The organism is Streptomyces sp. NPDC037100 (genome assembly GCF_055606225.1).
Window position 1 is genome coordinate 968,541 of sequence record NZ_JBVJSX010000001.1, and the last position, 17,548, is coordinate 986,088.

15 protein-coding genes are annotated in these 17,548 nt (G+C 70.7%); 4 read left to right on the forward strand and 11 right to left on the reverse strand.

All coding sequences use genetic code 11. The features are described from left to right. Positions 1–4 precede the first annotated feature (4 nt). From ACZ7EG_RS04405 to ACZ7EG_RS04415, 3 genes are all read right to left on the reverse strand, one after another. Positions 5–1,291, reverse strand: coding sequence for an ABC transporter substrate-binding protein (locus ACZ7EG_RS04405; RefSeq protein WP_471072064.1), 1,287 nt, complete (start codon positions 1,289–1,291; stop codon positions 5–7). A 382-nt stretch (positions 1,292–1,673) separates the two neighbouring features. Further along, complete coding sequence (locus ACZ7EG_RS04410) at positions 1,674–2,135, reverse strand: DUF2267 domain-containing protein (protein ID WP_471072067.1); 462 nt, start codon at positions 2,133–2,135, stop codon at positions 1,674–1,676. A 107-nt stretch (positions 2,136–2,242) separates the two neighbouring features. Then, positions 2,243–2,668, reverse strand: coding sequence for an Hsp20/alpha crystallin family protein (locus tag ACZ7EG_RS04415; RefSeq protein WP_471072070.1), 426 nt, complete (start codon positions 2,666–2,668; stop codon positions 2,243–2,245). 170 nt (positions 2,669–2,838) lie between these two features. On the opposite strand from ACZ7EG_RS04415, the gene ACZ7EG_RS04420 reads away from it, so the two are divergent. Both ACZ7EG_RS04420 and ACZ7EG_RS04425 read left to right on the forward strand, forming a co-directional pair. Beyond that, positions 2,839–3,141 carry a hypothetical protein gene (locus ACZ7EG_RS04420; RefSeq protein ID WP_104779710.1) on the forward strand — a complete coding sequence of 101 codons (303 nt, stop codon included), beginning with the start codon at positions 2,839–2,841 and terminating at the stop codon, positions 3,139–3,141. A 482-nt stretch (positions 3,142–3,623) separates the two neighbouring features. Further along, a complete protein-coding gene (locus ACZ7EG_RS04425) occupies positions 3,624–5,078 on the forward strand; it encodes an alginate lyase family protein (RefSeq protein ID WP_471072478.1) in 1,455 nt (484 codons plus the stop codon). Positions 5,079–5,576: 498 nt separating this feature from the next. On the opposite strand, the gene ACZ7EG_RS04430 is transcribed toward ACZ7EG_RS04425, so the two are convergent. Together ACZ7EG_RS04430 and ACZ7EG_RS04435 are read right to left on the reverse strand one after the other, a co-directional pair. Then, on the reverse strand, positions 5,577–7,097 hold the full coding sequence (locus tag ACZ7EG_RS04430) for an MFS transporter (RefSeq protein WP_471072073.1): 1,521 nt from the start codon (positions 7,095–7,097) through the stop codon (positions 5,577–5,579). Between the two features lie 67 nt (positions 7,098–7,164). Then, entirely contained in the window at positions 7,165–8,508 is a 1,344-nt protein-coding gene (locus ACZ7EG_RS04435) for a DUF445 domain-containing protein (RefSeq protein WP_471072076.1), read from the reverse strand. Between the two features lie 194 nt (positions 8,509–8,702). On the opposite strand from ACZ7EG_RS04435, the gene ACZ7EG_RS04440 reads away from it, so the two are divergent. Then, positions 8,703–10,037 carry an SGNH/GDSL hydrolase family protein gene (locus ACZ7EG_RS04440; protein WP_471072079.1) on the forward strand — a complete coding sequence of 445 codons (1,335 nt, stop codon included), beginning with the start codon at positions 8,703–8,705 and terminating at the stop codon, positions 10,035–10,037. Positions 10,038–10,405: 368 nt separating this feature from the next. Here the strand turns inward: ACZ7EG_RS04440 and ACZ7EG_RS04445 are convergent, their stop codons facing one another. The 4 genes from ACZ7EG_RS04445 to ACZ7EG_RS04460 are packed head-to-tail and all read right to left on the reverse strand — an operon-like array spanning position 10,406 to position 13,788. Further along, a complete protein-coding gene (locus ACZ7EG_RS04445) occupies positions 10,406–11,131 on the reverse strand; it encodes a DUF1707 SHOCT-like domain-containing protein (RefSeq protein ID WP_471072082.1) in 726 nt (241 codons plus the stop codon). Between the two features lie 33 nt (positions 11,132–11,164). Continuing rightward, positions 11,165–12,172 carry an ABC transporter ATP-binding protein gene (locus ACZ7EG_RS04450; RefSeq protein ID WP_471072085.1) on the reverse strand — a complete coding sequence of 336 codons (1,008 nt, stop codon included), beginning with the start codon at positions 12,170–12,172 and terminating at the stop codon, positions 11,165–11,167. A 1-nt stretch (position 12,173) separates the two neighbouring features. Then, entirely contained in the window at positions 12,174–12,995 is an 822-nt protein-coding gene (locus tag ACZ7EG_RS04455) for an ABC transporter permease (RefSeq protein ID WP_471072088.1), read from the reverse strand. Then, a complete protein-coding gene (locus ACZ7EG_RS04460; RefSeq protein WP_471072481.1) occupies positions 12,988–13,788 on the reverse strand; it encodes an ABC transporter permease in 801 nt (266 codons plus the stop codon). Before ACZ7EG_RS04460 ends, ACZ7EG_RS04455 begins: the two co-directional genes overlap by 8 nt. Before the next feature lie 476 nt (positions 13,789–14,264). On the opposite strand from ACZ7EG_RS04460, the gene ACZ7EG_RS04465 reads away from it, so the two are divergent. Then, on the forward strand, positions 14,265–16,676 hold the full coding sequence (locus ACZ7EG_RS04465) for a transglycosylase domain-containing protein (protein ID WP_471072091.1): 2,412 nt from the start codon (positions 14,265–14,267) through the stop codon (positions 16,674–16,676). 94 nt (positions 16,677–16,770) lie between these two features. On the opposite strand, the gene ACZ7EG_RS04470 is transcribed toward ACZ7EG_RS04465, so the two are convergent. Continuing rightward, positions 16,771–17,127, reverse strand: a complete 357-nt coding sequence (locus ACZ7EG_RS04470) for a GroES family chaperonin (protein WP_104779699.1) — start codon at positions 17,125–17,127, stop codon at positions 16,771–16,773. 43 nt (positions 17,128–17,170) lie between these two features. After that, a complete protein-coding gene (locus ACZ7EG_RS04475; RefSeq protein ID WP_344454100.1) occupies positions 17,171–17,500 on the reverse strand; it encodes a DUF3618 domain-containing protein in 330 nt (109 codons plus the stop codon). Between the last annotated feature and the right edge of the window lie 48 nt (positions 17,501–17,548).

The following is a 17,548-nucleotide window of genomic DNA, read 5'->3' on the forward strand; positions in this document are numbered from 1 at the left end:
CCGGTCATCCCGCGGACTTGATGAGGGACTCGAGGTCCTTCTGCACGGCGGTCAGCGCCTTCTTGGCGCTGCGCTCCTTGCCGAGCCAGAAGTCGGCGAGGCCCTTCGAGAACACGTCCTGCATCTCGTTCCACTCGGGGATGAACGGCGCCCGGAAGACGAACGCGCTCGACTCGGCGAACACGCCCATGTCGACGTCCGTCTTCATCCACGACGGCTTGAGGAAGGCCTGGCTCTTCTGCACCTCGAGGTTGGCCGGCACGTCCTGGCCGGAGGCGATGATCTCCGTCTGCGCCTCGGGGGAGGTGAGGAAGTCGATCGCCTTGAAGGCGTTGTCGCGCTGCTTGGAGGTACGGGAGATCGCGAGTCCGCTGCCGAACGCCGACACGGCCTGCTTCTTGCCGCGCCACATGGGCGCGATGTCCCAGCCGAACTTCACCTTCGTCAGGCCCGACATGACCCAGAAGCCGTTGGCGTGGGTGGCGACCTTCTGGTTGGGGAACGCCTGGTCGCCGCCGATGTCGGGGCCCATGTCGGCGTAGTCCGCCTTGCTCGGCACCACCTTGTGCTTGAAGACCAGGTCGCCCGCCCACTGGAGCGCCTCGACGACCTCGTCGCTGTCGACCGCGGGCCGGCCCTGGGCGTCGATGATGGTGCCGCCGTTCTGGTAGGCGAGGCTCCACCACTGCGGAAACCATTCGGCACCGCTGTATCCCCATACCTTCCCGGGGACCGTCAGCTCCTTGAACGCGTCGAGGGCGTCGTCCCACGTCCAGTCCGCGGTGGGGGCCTTGATGCCCTTCTTGTCGAACATGTCCTTGTTGTAGAACACGGTGACGGCGCCGGAGCGGTCCGGGATCGCATACAGCTTGTCCTGGTACGTGTAGAGCGAGCCGACCGGACCGAACCGCTGCCCGGGGTCGAGCTTCGTCTGCTTGGCGAGGTCGTCGAGGGGCAGCAGCTGGTTCTTGCTGGAGTACGTGTTGACGCTCTCGGCGACCTGCATGATGTCCGGCCCGGTGCCGCCGGCGATCATCGTCTGCACCTTCTGCGGGTAGGCGTCGCCCGGGATCAGCTGCAGCTTGATCTTCAGGTCCGGGTGCTTCTTGACCAGCAGGTCGATGCGGGCCTGATACGTCTTGCGGTCGGGGTCGCCGCCCCACACCGTCATCACCAGCGGAGCGTCAGCCGAACCGCTGCCGGACCCGCACGCCGTCAGCGTGATGACCCCCGCCGCGACTCCCAGCCCCAGAAAACCCCGACGAGAAAACCGCGCACTGTCAAGCGTCATGGCACTGCCCTTCCTTGAGACATGCACACGCCTTGAGGTCGCCCGGATGATCAGGCCGGACTTCGAATGGCGGTTAAAATAACCATCGTTTTAAGTCAGCGACAAGACCTTGTTTCGTGTGGGTTCAGTCGTGACCCGGAGCTCGAGGAAGCACAAAAGCGGGCATTGGCGCGGTCGTTGCAGGTGGACCGGCGCGGGTGCCACGGGGGCGTCTTCGGCTTCGGCGGCCACACGGCCATGCCGCCGGCCGCGTCCCACCGCAAAGAGCCCCCCTTGTCGTCGGTTTGACCGGCATGCGCGTCGACGGCCACCCCTGCGTGACAGGTCGACGGCCACCCCCTGCGTGACAGGTGGTGGCCGTCGTACGCCTCGCGGCGGGAACCTACGACGCCGGGGTCAGGTCCGCTCGGCCGAACAGGAGGGCGTAGCCCGTCGGGAGTTGGGCCAGGATGCGGGTGACCAGGTCGTCGCCGATGAGGGGCGGCAGTGCGCTGAGGACCGAGCTGACGTCCCAGCGGGCCGTGGCGGGCGTCGCTCCGGGGGTGCGTGAGGCGACCTCGTCGACGAATCGTGCGGCCGTGAGGCGGTGCGTGGCCGGGATCTGGGAGGCGATCAGCCGGGCGGCCTCCGCGGGCAGGGCGCGGGCCAGGTCGACCCGTTCGTCGCCGGTGACGTGGGTGCCGAGGGCGGCCAGCACGGTACGGGTGACCTGCTCCGCCTTCGACCGGGTGGGGTACAGGCCCGACTCGCGGACCGCTTCGACCAGCTGGGGCCAGCCGTCGTCCTCGGCTGCCGCGTGAGGGGCGCGTCTCGTCGTCACACGGGGCACCGTCGTCGTGCTCATGTGTGGGGTTTTCCTCCGGGTGTGTGCGGGGGTGCGGCTCGTGGGGGCTGTCGCGCCGCCGGGGGATCGGGCCGGCGGCGCGGCCTGCCTGTGGGCGTGCGGTGAGGTCAGCCGCCGATCTGCCTGCGCGCGTCGCCGCCGGTGATCTGGATGCGGCGGGGCTTGGCCTGCTCGGCCACCGGGATGCGCAGGGTCAGGACGCCGGCCTCGTAGGAGGCGTCGATGCGCTCCGTGTCGAGTGTGTCGCCGAGGAAGAGCTGCCGGGTGAAGGTGCCGGTGGGGCGCTCGGCGACGAGCGGTTCCGCGCCCTCGGGGGCGGGGGACCTGCGCTCGGCTCGGACGTTCAGGACGTTGCGCTCGACGTCCAGCTCGATCGTCTCGGGGTCGATGCCGGGGAGGTCGAAGTGGACGAAGAAGTCGTCCCCGGAGCGGTAGGCGTCCATCGCCATCGCCGTCGGGCGGGTGGCGGCGGGGCCGAAGACCTGCTGGGTGAGTCGGTCGAGCTCACGGAAGGGGTCCGTGCGCATGAGCATCACTGGTCACTCCTCTCTTCGGGTGCAGTGGGTGCGATGCCCTCACGTTCTGCGTCTTCTTATATAGCTCGGAGGAGGAAACTTGACAAGCCCAGGCTCAGGTTCGGGTTTCCGAAGCCTGCGGGCTAGCCTCAAGATCCCGAACAGGGCGTACGACGCAGGAGGCAGGTATGGCGAAGGTTCCCAGTGCGGTGGTCGCCGCGAGCGGGCTCGTGGGCGGGTACGGCGTGGCCCGCTGGACCCGGCAGCGGCCGCTCGGCGGGGTCGTGCTCGCCGTGGCCGGTGTGGCGGCCGCGCGGCAGTGGCGGCAGCAGGCCGGCGGGGTGGCCGCGGGGGCGTTGTCGGCCGCTTATGTCGCCGCCTTCGCCGGGTCGCATCCGCTGGCGAAGAAGGTGGGTGCCTGGCCTGCCGTGTTCGGTGTGGCGGGAGCCGTGGGGCTGGCGTCGTGGGCGGTCGCGGACCGGCGCGGCTGACCGGCCGGCCTCGGTGAGCCGGCTCGGCCGACCGGCTCACCACGGCGGACGCAGCGAGCCGCGACAGCGAGCGGACGCAGGGAGCCGGTACAGCGAGCGGACGCAGGGAGCGGACGCAGGGAGCCGGCACAGCGAGCGGACGCCTGGAACCGGCACAGTCGGCGGACACAGCGTGTCGGCACAGCCGGGGACGCAAGAAGCCGGCACAGCAAAGAACCCGGCCCTGAATCCCAGGGCCGGGTTCTTGTCGGAGCGCCGGGCAGGCCTTGCACCTGCATTTCCCCACAGGAAGTGGGGCGTCTTTCCTTGGACCACCAACGCATCGTCTGGCTGCCGGAGTTCCGGCGGCTGGACACAGATCAACTATAGCGCAGTTTCTGTTATCGCCTCACCCTCCGGCCGTCTCCTCACCGTCCCCCGCAGGTACGCGACTTACGACGCCGAGGTACGACGACGTGACACGACAGATCAGCCGCCGGAGCATGCTGAAGGCAACGGGCATCGGTATGGGTGCCGGTATCGGCACCGGTATCGGGACCGGTATCGGTGCGACCGCGCTCGCCACCCCGGCCCGGGCCGCCGGCGCCCCCCTCGTTCACCCCGGGCTGCTGCACACCCGTGCCGACCTGGACCGTATGGCGGCCAAGGTGAGGGCGGGGGCCAGACCGTACACCGCCGGGTTCGCCAAGCTCACCGCCAACCGGCATGCGCAGAGCGGGTGGAGGGCGAATCCGCAGGCCGTCGTGTACCGGGGGTCGGGCACGCCGGAGAACTACGGGATCCTCTACAACGACATCCACGCCGCCTACCAGAACGCCCTGCGCTTCCACGTCAGCGGCGAGGAGGCGTACGCCGACACCGCCGTGGCGATCCTCAACGCCTGGTCGGGGAAGCTGACCCGGCTGGAGGGCAGTGCCGATCGGTTCCTGGCGGCGGGGCTGTACGGCTACCAGTTCGCGAACGCCGCCGAACTGGTCCGGGACCACGGGGACTTCGACCTGGGACGGGCGCGGGAGCTGCTGCTGAACGTCTTCCATCCGCTCAGCGACGACTTCCTGAGCCGTCACAACAACGCCGTCGTCACCAACTACTGGCCCAACTGGGATCTGACGGCCATCGCCTGCGTCCTCGCGACCGGGATCTTCTGCGACGAACGGGCCGTGGTCGAGCGGGCCGTGGAGTACTTCAAGCACGGGGACGGCATGGGGTCGGTCAGGCACGCGATCCCCGTCGTCCACGCGGACGGGTTCGGCGAGTGGGTCGAGGCCGGGCGGGACCAGGGGCATGCGCTGCTCGGGGTCGGGCTGATGGGCACGGTGTGCGAGATGGCGTGGAACCAGGGGATCGATCTGTACGGGTACGACGACAGCCGGTTCCTCAAGGGGGCGCAGTACGTGGCCAAGTGGAGCCTGGGCGGGGATGTGCCGTACACGGCCAACACACGGAAGAAGGGGGCGATCGGGGGCTGGTCGGGAGTGGAGACCGCGTCCGGTGCCGCGCAGGTGGATCCGGGGATGACCCGGCCCATCTGGGCGATGATCGCCAACCACTACACCAAGCGGCGGGGGTTGCCGGCGTCGTACCTCACGCGGGCTGCCGCCAAGGCCGCGCCCGAGGGCGGGGGCGGGGACTACGGGCCCAACAGCGGGGGGTTCGATCAACTGGGGTTCGGGACACTCGCGTTCACCCGGGACCGGGTGGAGGAGCCGGTCGGGGGCCCTTCGCCGAGTCCGGGGCCGTCCGGCGGGTCGCGGGGCGCCGCCGAGGGGGCCCGGCCGCAGGCTTCGGCGTCTCCGGTGGAGGGGGAGGACCTCGCCGCGACCGGTTCCGGGGATGCGGCGGGGTGGGCCGCCGCGGCGGGAATCGGTGCGGTGGCGGGCGGGTTGCTGTTGCTGCGGAGGCGTAACCAGGGGCGGGGGCAGAGGGCGGGCGAGTAGCGCCCGGGGCGGGGGCAGAGGGCGGGCGAGTAGCGCCCGGGGCGTCTGCGGGTCGAGCAGCCGCAGGCGGACGGCTTCGTGCGAGCGCGGCAGCCATGTCGCTCCGCGCTCCGCAGCAACAGCAACCCGCCCGTAGACCCGGCCTGCCGGGCCCGACCCGCTGTCGGACCCGGCCGTAGGGGTCTTCGTGCGAGCGCGGCAGCCGTGTCGCTCCGCGCTCCGCGCAGGGGGACAGCACGTACGAGCGCCGCAGTCGTCCCCTACCGCTCCGCGCTCGCACGTGCTGTCGGTCGAAGGAGCCGTGGTGCGCCCACCGGCCACCAGCTCCGGCTGTTCAGCCCCTGCTGTCGGACCCGGCGGGCCCGACCCGCTGTCGGACCCGGCCTTAGGCCCGACCTGGCGTGTCCGACCCGGACCGGCGTGTCCGACCCGGACCGGCGTGTCCGACCCGCCGTCGGACCGGCGGACCCGACCCGCTGTCGGACCGGGCCGTAGGCCTTACGCCGTCGTCGGCCGGGCCCCCTCCGTCCCGCGGCCGCCCTTGGACGCGGCCTCCGTCGCCCCGCTGCCCGCCGCCGTGAGCGGCTGGGCGATGTCCTCCAGGGAGCGGCGTTCCGCCTTCACCGCAAGGAGGGCTGCCACCAGGCCGGCCAGGCACATCAGCGTCGCGCCGATCGAGAAGGCGAGGACCGTGTCGGCGACGACACCGGATTCCGTGAGCTTGGCGAACAGCAGCGGGCCGCTGATGCCGCCGGCCGCGGTGCCGATGGCGTAGAAGAACGCGATCGACATGGCCCGGGTCTCCATCGGGAAGACCTCGGAGACCGTCAGGTAGGCGCTGGACGCGCCGGCCGAGGCGAAGAACAGAACCGCGCACCAGCAGGCCGTCATCGTGGTCGCGCTCAGGGAGCCGTGGTCGAAGAGCCAGGCGGTGCCGAAGAGGAGCAGGCCGGACAGGATGTAGGTGCCGGAGATCATGATGCGGCGGCCGACCGTGTCGAAGAGCTTGCCGAGGAACAGCGGGCCGAAGAAGTTGCCGATGGCGATGACCGCGAAGTAGTAGCCGGTGTTGCCGCTCGGGACGTCGAAGAACGTCGTCAGGATCGCGCCGAAGCCGAAGGTGATCGCGTTGTAGAGGAACGCCTGGCCGATGAAGAGGGAGAAGCCGAGGACGGCCCGCTTGCGGTAGTCGGAGAAGACCGTGCGGCCGATCTCCAGGAAGGAGACGCTGCGGCGCTGGTGGATGGTGATCTCGCCCTCGGCGCGGGGCAGCGGCTCGCCCCTCTCCTCCTCGATCTTGCTCTCGATGGAGGAGACGATGCGTTCCGCTTCGTCGTCGCGGCCGTGGATCAGCAGCCAGCGCGGGCTTTCGGGGACATGTCGGCGGACGAGGAGGATCACGAGGGACAGGACCGCGCCGAGCGCGAAGGTGAGGCGCCAGCCGACGTTCGCCGCGAAGATGTCCGTGTCCAGCGCGACGATCGACAGCAGCGAGCCGAAGACGGCTCCCAGCCAGAAGCTGCCGTTGATCATCAGGTCGGTGCGGCCGCGGTACTCCTTGGGGATGAGTTCGTCGATGGCGGAGTTGATGGCCGCGTACTCGCCGCCGATGCCGAAGCCGGTGAGGAACCGGAAGAGGAAGAACCACCAGGTGTCGAAGGAGATCGCGGTGAGGGCCGTGGCGGCCAGGTAGACCGCCAGGGTGATCATGAAGAGCCTTTTACGCCCCCATTTGTCGGTCAGACGGCCCCAGAAAAGCGCGCCCAGGCAGGCGCCCGCCACGTACAGGGCGGCTGCCATGCCGGTGACCTCGCCGGAGGTGATGGGCAGGCCGCTGCCGGGCTCCGAGAGGCGGCTGGCGATGTTGCCCACGACAGTGACTTCGAGCCCGTCGAGGATCCACACGGTGCCGAGACCGATGACGATCGTCCAGTGCCAGCGCGACCACGGGAGGCGGTCGAGGCGGGCGGGAATGTCGGTGGTCACGGTGTGGCCGGTGTCGGCCTGGGCGTGGGTCATGGGCCCCCTCCTCTGCGAGCGGAACCCAGGTCGGGTGCCCTGACCGGCTTCTCTTACGCCCGAAGCCTCACGCGCCCAGCGCGTGCGACACCGTGTGGATGAGCAGGCCGGCCAGGGAGCCGACGACCGTGCCGTTGATGCGGATGAACTGCAGGTCGCGACCGATGTTCGCCTCGATCTTCCGCGTGGTGTGCTCGGCGTCCCAGCTCGCCACGGTGTCGGTGATCAGGGAGGTGATCTCCTTGCGGTAGGTGGTGACGACGTAGACGGCCGCGTCCTCCACCCACTGGTCGACCTTGTCCTGCACCTTGCGCTCGCCCGCCATCCGCGAACCCAGCGACAGCAGCGACGCCCGTACGCGCAGCCGCAGCTCGCTGCGCTCGTCCTCGGCGGCCGAGACGATCATGGACCGCACGGCCGTCCAGGCGCTGGTGATGAGGTCCTGGACCTCGCCGCGGCCGAGGACCTCGCCCTTGAGCCGCTCGACGCGGGCGCGGGTGTCGGTGTCGGACTGGAGGTCGCCCGCGAAGTCGGCGAGGAAGCGGTCCAGAGCGCCGCGCGCCGGGTGGCCGGGCATGTCGCGCATCTCGGTGGCGAAGCGCAGCAGTTCCCGGTAGACGCGCTCGCCGACCTTCCGGTCGACGAACTTCGGCGTCCAGCCCGGGGCGCCGCCCTCCACCGCGTCCATCACCTCCTCGCGGTGCAGCACCAGCCAGTCGTGCGCGCGGGTGACGATCAGGTCGACGACGCGTTTGTGGCCGCCGTCGGCGACGACCTTCTCCAGCATCTTGCCGATGCCGGGCCCGATCTCCTGGGCGCCCGCACGACGGGTGATGGCCTCGCCGACCACGGCCTGGACGTCGGAGTCGCGCAGGACCGTCAGGGCGCCGCGCAGGGCGGTGGACAGCTCGGCGGTGACCCGGTCGGCGTGTTCGGGGACCGCGAGCCAGGCGCCGAGGCGGCTGCCGATGCCGACGGCGCGCAGCCGCTGCCGTACGACGTCCTCGGAAAGGAAGTTCTCGCCGACGAACTCGCCCAGGGAGACGCCCAGCTGGTCCTTCTTGGTGGGGATGATCGCGGTGTGCGGGATGGGGATGCCGAGGGGGTGCCGGAAGAGGGCGGTGACGGCGAACCAGTCGGCGAGCGCGCCGACCATGCCCGCCTCGGAGGCGGCGGCGACATAGACCGCCCACGTCCCGGCGCCGGAGTTGTGCGCCCAGGTGGACAGGACGTAGACCAGCGCCACGAACACCAGGAGCCCGGTGGCGGTGAGTTTCATTCGGCGTACGCCGCGCTGTTTCTCCTCGTCCGCAGGGCTGAAGGTCGTCATCGCACGGTTCACCGCGCCGCCGGGACGGGCATGCTGCCCTCCGACACCGGCACCCTTTTCTGCTGCTTTCGTCCGTTCCATCCGCTCCACCCGCTTGGTGATCCCGCACACATTGTCCCTTCCTGACCGACTCCTGGAACGGAACAGGAGTTCCCGGCGTCTGTCAGGAGGGGTGATTGCCACGGGGTGCTGTGAGCTTCCCCCGGCCCATGCCGCATCATGGGCACATCAGATCGGAGCCTTGGGCTCCCATCGCCCGAGGAGAACTGAACAGCATGACCCGAGGACGTGGCTACGCCCTCCTGGCCCTGGTCGTCGCAGCGATCGTGGGCCTTTCCACCGCCATATACGTCGGCGTGGCGTCCGACGACGGCCTGCGCATCCGGAACGCCCTCGGCGACGGCCGCGCCCCCCACAACTCCGCCGCCCCCGCCTCCACCGGCACCTGGGTCGGCACCTGGTCCACGTCCCCCTCCGCAGCCGAACCCGGCACCGAGACAACGGGCATGGCGGACCGTTCGGTACGCAACGTCGTCCACACCAGCGTCGGCGGTACGAGTGCCCGCGTGACGCTGTCCAATCTCTACGGCCAGTCGCCGCTGAGCATCACGCGGGCGACGATCGCCGTCTCCGCGGGCAGCGGCACGCCGACCGCACTCGCCGACACCATGCGGCAGCTCACCTTCGGCGGCGGGCCCACGGTCGTCATCCCGCCCGGCCGGCAGGTCATGAGCGACGCGGTACGGGTCGTCGTCCCGCACGACTCCGACGTCCTGATCACCACCTACACGCCCACAAGCTCCGGCCCGGTGACCTACCACCGGCACGCCCGGCAGATCTCCTACGTCGCCCAGGGCGACCACGCGCAGGACGCCACGGGCACGCCGTACACCGAGCGGACCACGTCCTGGCGGTACCTGACGGCGCTGGACGTGCTGAGCAACGAGTCCGACGGCACGGTCGTCGTCCTCGGCGACTCCCTGACGGACGGCATCACCTCCACGCCGGACACCAACAGCCGCTGGACCGACGTGCTGTCCGACCGGCTGCGCTCCGAGATCGCCTCCGGGCGGGACCTGCCCCGCTACAGCGTCGTCAACCAGGGCATCAGCGGCAACCGGGTCCTCGCCGACGGCCTGGGCCGCCCCGCGGACAACCCCAGCGGCCTGAACCGCTTCGGGCGGGACGTGCTGGAGCGGACGAACGTCAAGGTCGTCGTCATCGACCTCGGCGTCAACGACATCCTGCGCAACCCGCGCCTCGCCGACCCGAACGCGATCCTCGCCGGGCTGCGGACGATGGTCGGACAGGCCCACGCGCGCGGCGTGAAGGTGGTCGGAGCGACGCTGATGCCGTTCTACGGGCACCGCGGATACACGGAGGCGCGTGAGGCGGTCCGCCAGACGATCAACGCGGAGATCCGCGCCGGGCGGGTGTACGACGCCGTGGCCGACTTCGACCAGGCGCTGCGCGACCCGTACGACCCGCGGCGGCTGCGGCCCGACTACGACTCGGGCGACCATCTGCACCCCAGCGACAAGGGGTACGCGCGGATGGCGGAGTCCTTCGACCTGCAGACGCTGAAGGGGTCCGCGCCGGCGGAGCTGTAGCCCTGCCCCGTCCCGTGCCCGCCGCCTGCCCGCAGACGGCGGGCACGCCGCTGCCGGGGCACCGCTCACACGCCGACGCGGCATGCACCCCGACGCCGGAGCTCAGCGCCCACGCCGACACACGCCAGGCACCCCGACGCCGGAACCCAGCGCCCACGCCGACACACGCCAGGCACCCCGACGCCGGAACCCAGCGCCCACGCCGACACACGCCAGGCACCCCGACGCCGGGACTCAGCGCCCACGCCGACACACGCCAGGCACCCCGACGCCAGAACCCAGCACCCGCAACGACACACGGCAGCACCCCCCCGACGCCAGAACCCAGCACCCGCACCGACACACGGCAGCCACCCCGACGCCAGGGCTCAGTGTCCGCCGTGTCGGTGCCGGCGGTGCGGCTCGTCCAGCTCCCGCCGTCCCGCCCTGCGCTCCAGCTTCTCCTGGCGGCGCTCCTCGCGGATCCGCAGCTTCTCCGCGCGGGCCGGCTTGCGCTGGACCCCGACGCCGCCCCACAGCGCGAACCCGGTCACGATCACCCTCGGTGCGCCCGGCTCGCCCGGCACGCCCTCCTCGCGCTGGTCGAAGCCGCCCATGACGCCGATACCGCGGACGACGACCTCGACGCCGGGCGGCACGATCACATCCACCCCGCCCATGATCGCGATCGCGTTGATCTCGACCTCGTGGTCCGCGAAGCGCGCCTCGCGCAGGTCGATCTCCCCGCCGCCCCAGAAGGCGAGGCAGGTGAACCGCCGGGGCATCGTCCAGCGCCCCTTGCGCTGGAAGCCGGACATCACGGCGACGGCCCACGTGGAGGACCCCTCGCCGCCGACGATCCGCCCGGACCAGTCCGGCCCGGCGGCGGGATCCTTCTTCAAAGACACCGACGGCACCGTGACGCCCGCTGCCGGCAGGTCCCGGGTGATCGGCGCCAGCTCCCCGTACGTCCGTGCTCTGTACGTCGCGTCCAGCCGCTCCTCGAACTCCTCCATGTCGAGGCGCCCCTCCGCGAGGGCGTCCCGCAGGATCTCGGCGACCTGTTCACGGTCGGCGTCGGAGGCGCGCAGGTCCGGGACGGCGTCGTCGGTCATACACAGCAGATTACGAGTTCACCCCGCCGGGTGCTACGAGATCGCCCGCTCGGCCTGATCCGCGTACATCTTCGCGATCACCGCCTCGATGTCCGGCTCCCGCACCGACAGGTCCACCAGCGGATACTCGGCAGCGATCCGCGCCACGAGCGGCGCCGCCGACTCCCCCGCCGGGAACGCCAGCCACTGCCGCGGACCGTCCACGCGGACGACCCGAGCGGGCGCGGGCGCCTCGATCGGCGGAAGTTCCCGCTCCAGGTCCACCACCAGGACCCGCTCGCTCTCCCCCGCCTCGTGCAACCCGGCGAGCGGGCCGTCGTACATCAGGCGCCCGTGGTCGATGACCATCACCCGCTTGCACAACTGCTCGATGTCCTGGAGGTCGTGCGTCGTCAGCAGCACCGTCGTGCCGCGCTCGGCGTTCAACTCCCGCAGGAACTCCCGCACCTTCGACTTGGAGACGACGTCCAGCCCGATCGTCGGCTCGTCCAGGTACAGCACCTCCGGGTCGTGCAGCAGCGCCGCCACGACGTCGCCGCGCATCCGCTGACCGAGGGAGAGTTGCCGCACCGGCACGTCCAGCAGGTCGCCCAGGTCGAGAAGTTCGACCAGACGGTCGAGGTTCTCCCGGTAACGGGCGTCCGGGATCCGGTACATGCGGTGCATCAGCCGGTAGGAGTCCAGCAGCGGCAGGTCCCACCACAGCGTCGTGCGCTGCCCGAACACCACGCCGATACGGTGCGCGAGGCGCGTCCGCTCCCGGGAGGGGTCGATGCCGGCCACCCGCAGCCGTCCCGCGCTGGGCGTGAGGATGCCGGTCAGCATCTTGATCGTGGTGGACTTGCCGGCGCCGTTGGGGCCGATGTAGCCGACCATCTCGCCGCGTTCCACACGGAAGGAGATCGAGTCGACGGCCCGCACCCGCCGCCGCTCCCGCTTCATGAAGCCGGTCTTCTTGCGCACCTCGAAGACCTTCTCGACACCGTCGAGTTCGATGAACCCGCTCTCCGGTTCGATGAACCCGCTCTCCGACCCGGTCAACTCAACTCCCTGTACTCCGGTACGAACGAAGCCCCGTCCGCCACGCCAGCCCGGCCAGCGCACAGCACGCCACCGCCACCGGCGGCGAGGCGAACGCCGCCCAGCCGGGCAGCCCGATCGGGTACGGCCGCCCCAGCACATAGGTGGCGGGCACCCAGTTGACGAAGGCCAGCGGCAGCATGAAGGTCACGCCCCGCACCAGGTCCTTGCCGAACACCGACGGCGGGTACTGCAAGAGCGTCGTCCCGCCGTAGGTGAAGGCGTTCTGCACCTCGGCGGCGTCCTGCGCGTAGATCTGGAAGGCCGCGCCCGCCACGAACACCGCCGAGAAGATCGCCGCGCCGCTGACCACCATCACCGGCACCAGCAGCACCTTCGGCACGCTCCAGTCGACGTCCACCGACACCAGCGCCCAGCCCAGCACCACCGCGCCCTGGGTGATCCGGCCCAGCCTCCGCAGCGCGAACCGGTCGGCGCCGACCTGGGCCAGCACCGGCACGGGACGCACCAGCAGCGTGTCGAACGAGCCGTCGCGCATCCGGGCGCCCAGGACGTCCATCGAGCCGAGCACCAGATCGGCGATCCCGAACGACGTCACCGACAGCCCGTAGAGGAAGGCCACCTCGGGCAGCGACCAGCCGCCCAGCGAGTCGACCTGCGAGAACATCAGCAGGATCCCCACGAAGTCCAGGCCGGTCACCGTCAGGTTGCCGAACACCGTGACGACGAAGGAGGTCCGGTAGGCCATGCTGGAGCGCACCCACATCCCGGCGATCAGCCGGTAGGCCCGCAGACCCTCCAGCAGGACACTGCGCTCAGCCACCCTGCACCACCACCCGCCGCGTCGCGGCCGACTGCAGCAGCCGCCCCGCCGCCAGCAGCGCCACGGCCCACGCCGCCTGGAAGGCGAACGCCCGCAGCGGGTCCGTCTCCCCCATCAGCACGTCCGCCGGCATCTGGATCTGCGCCGCCCACGGCAGCACCCGCACCACCTCGCCGAACACACCCGGGAAGGCGTTCAGCGGCAGCACCATGCCCGAGAAGAAGATTCCCGTGATCACCAGCACCTGGTTGACGCCCATGCCGTCCAGCAGCCAGAACACGCTCAGCGCCGCCAGATAGCGGATCCCGAAGCTCACGACCGCCGCCAGCAACAGGGTGACCAGGAAGGCCGCCCAGGGGGTGACCGACGTCGGCAGTGCCATCGGGAAGAAGAGCGCACCGAACGCGAACGGGACCACACCCCGCCCCAGCATCTGGAACAACGCCCGCCCCACGTCCCCCGCCAGCCACCACAGTTGAAGATCGGCCGGCCGGTACAGGTCGACGGCGATCTCACCGGTGCGGATGCGGTCCATCAGGTCCTTCTCGGCACCCCCGCCCTGGATCGCCAGCGTCGCGTAGAGGCACTGCCCCAGCCAGACATAGGTCACGGCCTGCGCCTGGTCGTACCCCCCGAGATGCGGCTTCTCGTCCCACAGCGCCAGATACGTGTAGACGAGGATGACGCCGAAGACGGTGTTGGTGAACACACCGGCCACCGTGGCCGCCCGATACGTCGCGTACCGCCTGAACCCGCCCGCCGCGACGGCCGCGTACAACCGTCCCGAGCCCACATCCACAGCCCTCCTCGCCGCCCGGCACCGAAGCGCAGGAGCCTAGTGCTCCGACGAAAGGGTGTGCCACGCAATTTCGGGGAGCGGCGGAAGCGCCGCGGTGCGGGCGCGCACCGGCCCAGACGGTACGATCCGTTGCGTCCGCGCGGGCCGAGGCGCCCGTGGCCAGGGCGAGCAGCGTGACGGTGGTGCCGGCCGGGCGGAGCGTGGGAGCCGTCGCGATCCACGGTCGGGTCCCCCTTCGGGCGAACGTCGCGCAGGCGAGATCACGATTCGGGCAGGAGTGCGGAGCACCGCGTTTCACCCTGTGCCCGCCCGCGCACTCGCCCACGCGGCCCGCCTCACCACACGGCTCACAGCCCGGCCCTCGATCAGGGAACTGATCAACGGATGGGACAGTCTTCATCACAGGGGCACAAGAGCGAGCAGAGACGTACGGAACGACGTACGACGCGAAACAGGAGTCCGTGCACGACATGAGTGACGAGCCTCAGCCGCAGCAGCCGAATCCGGGCTGGGCATCGACAGAGCCGCAGGCGCACGCCGACGGCGACCCGGGCACGCCCGAGGGCACGGCGGCCGGGAAACCGAAGCGGACCGGCTGGCGCCGGGCGATCCCGACCTGGCGCATGACGCTCGGCGGCTTCATCATCGTCGTACTGCTGCTGGTCGGCGGCCTCTTCCTGGGCTACTCCCTCGTGAAGATCCCCCCGGCCAACGCGCTCGCCACCAAGCAGGCCAACGTCTACCTCTACGCGGACGGCTCCGCGATCGCCCGCGACGGCGAGGTCAACCGGGAGAACGTCACCCTCCCCCAGATCTCCAAGGACGCCCAGCACGCGATCCTGGCCGCCGAGGACCGCGACTTCTACACCGAGTCCGCCGTCGACCCCAAAGCCATGGTCCGCGCCGCCTGGAACACCGCCCTCGGCAAGGGCAAGCAGTCCGGCTCCACCATCACCCAGCAGTACGTGAAGAACTACTACCTGCGCCAGGAACAGACCGTCACGCGCAAGGCCAAGGAGTTCTTCATCGCGATCAAGCTGGACCGCGAGGTCAGCAAGGACCACATCCTCGAGGGCTACCTCAACACCAGCTACTTCGGCCGCAACGCCTACGGCATCCAGGCCGCCGCCCAGGCCTACTACGGCATGGACGCCAAGGACCTCGACCCGGCCCGCGCCGCCTACCTCGCCGCGCTCGTCAACGCGCCCAGCCAGTACGACGTCGTCGCCCACCCCGAGAACCGGAAGGCCGCCGAGTCCCGCTGGAACTACGTCCTGGACGGCATGGTCAAGAAGGGCTGGCTCAGCGAGTCGAAGCGGACCGGCATGAAGTTCCCCATGCCGAAGGAGTCCACCCTCTCCACCGGCATGTCCGGGCAGCGCGGCTACATCGTCCGGATCGTCAAGGACTACCTCACCGATAACAAGATCATCGACGAGAGCAAGCTCGACGCCGGCGGCTACCGCATCACGACGACCCTGCAGAAGGGCAAGCAGGACGCGTTCGTGAAGGCCGTCAACGACAAGCTGATGTCCAAGCTCGACAAGAAGAACAACAAGGTCGACACCTACGTCCGCGCCGGCGGCGCCTCCGTCGATCCCAAGACCGGCAAGGTCGTGGCGATGTACAACGGCGTCGACTACGTCAAGCAGTACACCCCGAACGCCACCCGCAGGGACTTCCAGGTCGGCTCCACCTTCAAACCGTTCGTGTTCACCTCGGCCGTCGAGAACCACTCCGAGACCCAGGACGGCCGCGTCATCACCCCGAACACCATCTACGACGGCACCAACAAGCGTTCCGTGCAGGGCTGGACCGGCGACCCCTACGCCCCCGAGAACGAGGACCAGCGCTCCTACGGCGACATCACCGTCACCGAGGCCACCGACAGCTCCGTGAACTCGGTGTACGCGCAGATGGCCGCCGACGTCGGCCCCGCCAAGGTCAAGCAGACCGCGATCGACCTGGGCGTCCCCGAGGCCACCCCCGACCTCGCCGACGGCCCCGCCATCGCGCTCGGCACCGCCACCGCCAGCGTCCTCGACATGGCCGAGGCCTACGCCACCCTCGCCAACCACGGCCGGCACGGCACGTACACGATCGTCGACAAGGTCACCAAGGAGGGCACGCCCATCGAGCTGCCCGAGCGGCGCACCCGGCAGGCCGTCAGCCGCGAGGCCGCCGACACCACCACCTCGATGCTGCGGAGCGTCGTCCAGAACGGCACGGCCTCCGCCGCGCAGGCCGCGGGCCGCCCCGTCGCCGGCAAGACCGGCACCGCCGAGGAGGACACGGCGGCCTGGTTCGCGGGCTACACGCCCGACCTCGCCACCGTCGTCTCCGTCATGGGCCAGGACCCCGTCACCGCCGCCCACAAGTCGCTGTACGGCGCCATGGGCCTGCCGCGCATCAACGGTGGTGGCGCACCCGCCGAGATCTGGACGCAGTTCACCCAGGACGCCCTCAAGGGCAAGCCCGCCAAGGAGTTCGACCTCAGGCTCCAGCCCGGCGCCGACGTCTCGCAGGCCCCCAGCAGCGAGGCCCCGGCCGAACCGAGCACCGGCGCCACCACCGACGGCGGCACGACCACCGGCGGCGAGGAAACCGGCACCCAGACGCCCGAGCAGAGCCCCAGCGCCCCCGAGGGGCAGACCGAGGGCCAGACCGACGGCGGCACCACCGACGGCGGCACCGGCGGCGAGTCCCCCACCGGTGGCGGCACCGCGGACGGCGGCACGACCGACGGCGGCACGACCGACGGCGGTACGACCGACGGCGGTACGACGGAGGGCGGTGGCGGCGACGCGACCGACGGCGGCGCCACGGGCGGCCCGACCGGCCCCGGCTGGGGCGTGGCCCCGCAGGGCGCACGCCGCGAGTAGCAACGCAGCCGCGAGTAGCAACGCAGCAAAGCCGCACGGCACGGCGAGGGGGCCGGTGACCACCGTCACCGGCCCCCTCGCACCGCCATGGGACCTAGAGGTACAGGCCCGTCGAGTCCTCGGCGCCCTCGAACCGGTCCGCGGCCACCGCGTGCAGATCACGCTCGCGCATGAGCACGTAGGCGATCCCCCGCACCTCGACCTCCGCGCGGTCCTCCGGGTCGAACAGCACCCGGTCACCCGCCTCCACGGTCCGCACGTTCTGCCCCACCGCGACGACCTCGGCCCACGCCAGCCGCCGGCCGACCGCCGCCGTGGCGGGGATCAGGATGCCGCCGCCGGAACGCCGCTCGCCCTCGCTGGTGTCCTGCCGCACGAGTACGCGGTCGTGCAGCATCCGGATGGGCAGCTTGTCCGGATGGGTGCTCTGCTCGTTTCTCTTGGCGCTCACGCCTGAAACCTACCTGTCTTCCCGGCAGACGTACGCAGTCGGGTCAGCCCTTGCGGCGCCGCGTGCTGACCGCGAGCAGCCCGACCACACCCACCACGACGAGCGCGACCGGTACGACCCGCTCGAGCCGGGGCGCGCCCTCCTCGTCCACGAACCGGGCGCGCACGTCCGTGACGGCCCGGTTCACCCCCACGTAGGCCCGCCCGAGCGTGTGATCGATGTTGGAAGCGACCTTGGCCTTGGCATCCCCGACGATCGTCTTGGGGTGCACCCGCACCCCGATCTCGTCGAGGGTCTCGGCCAGGGTCGCGCGGCGGCGCCTGATGTCCGCCTCGATCTGCGCCGGGGTCCTGGTGTCCGCCGTGTCCGCCACCGTGTCGCCTCCGAAGTCGGTGTGAAGCCTGTGTGGGACAGTCTGTCA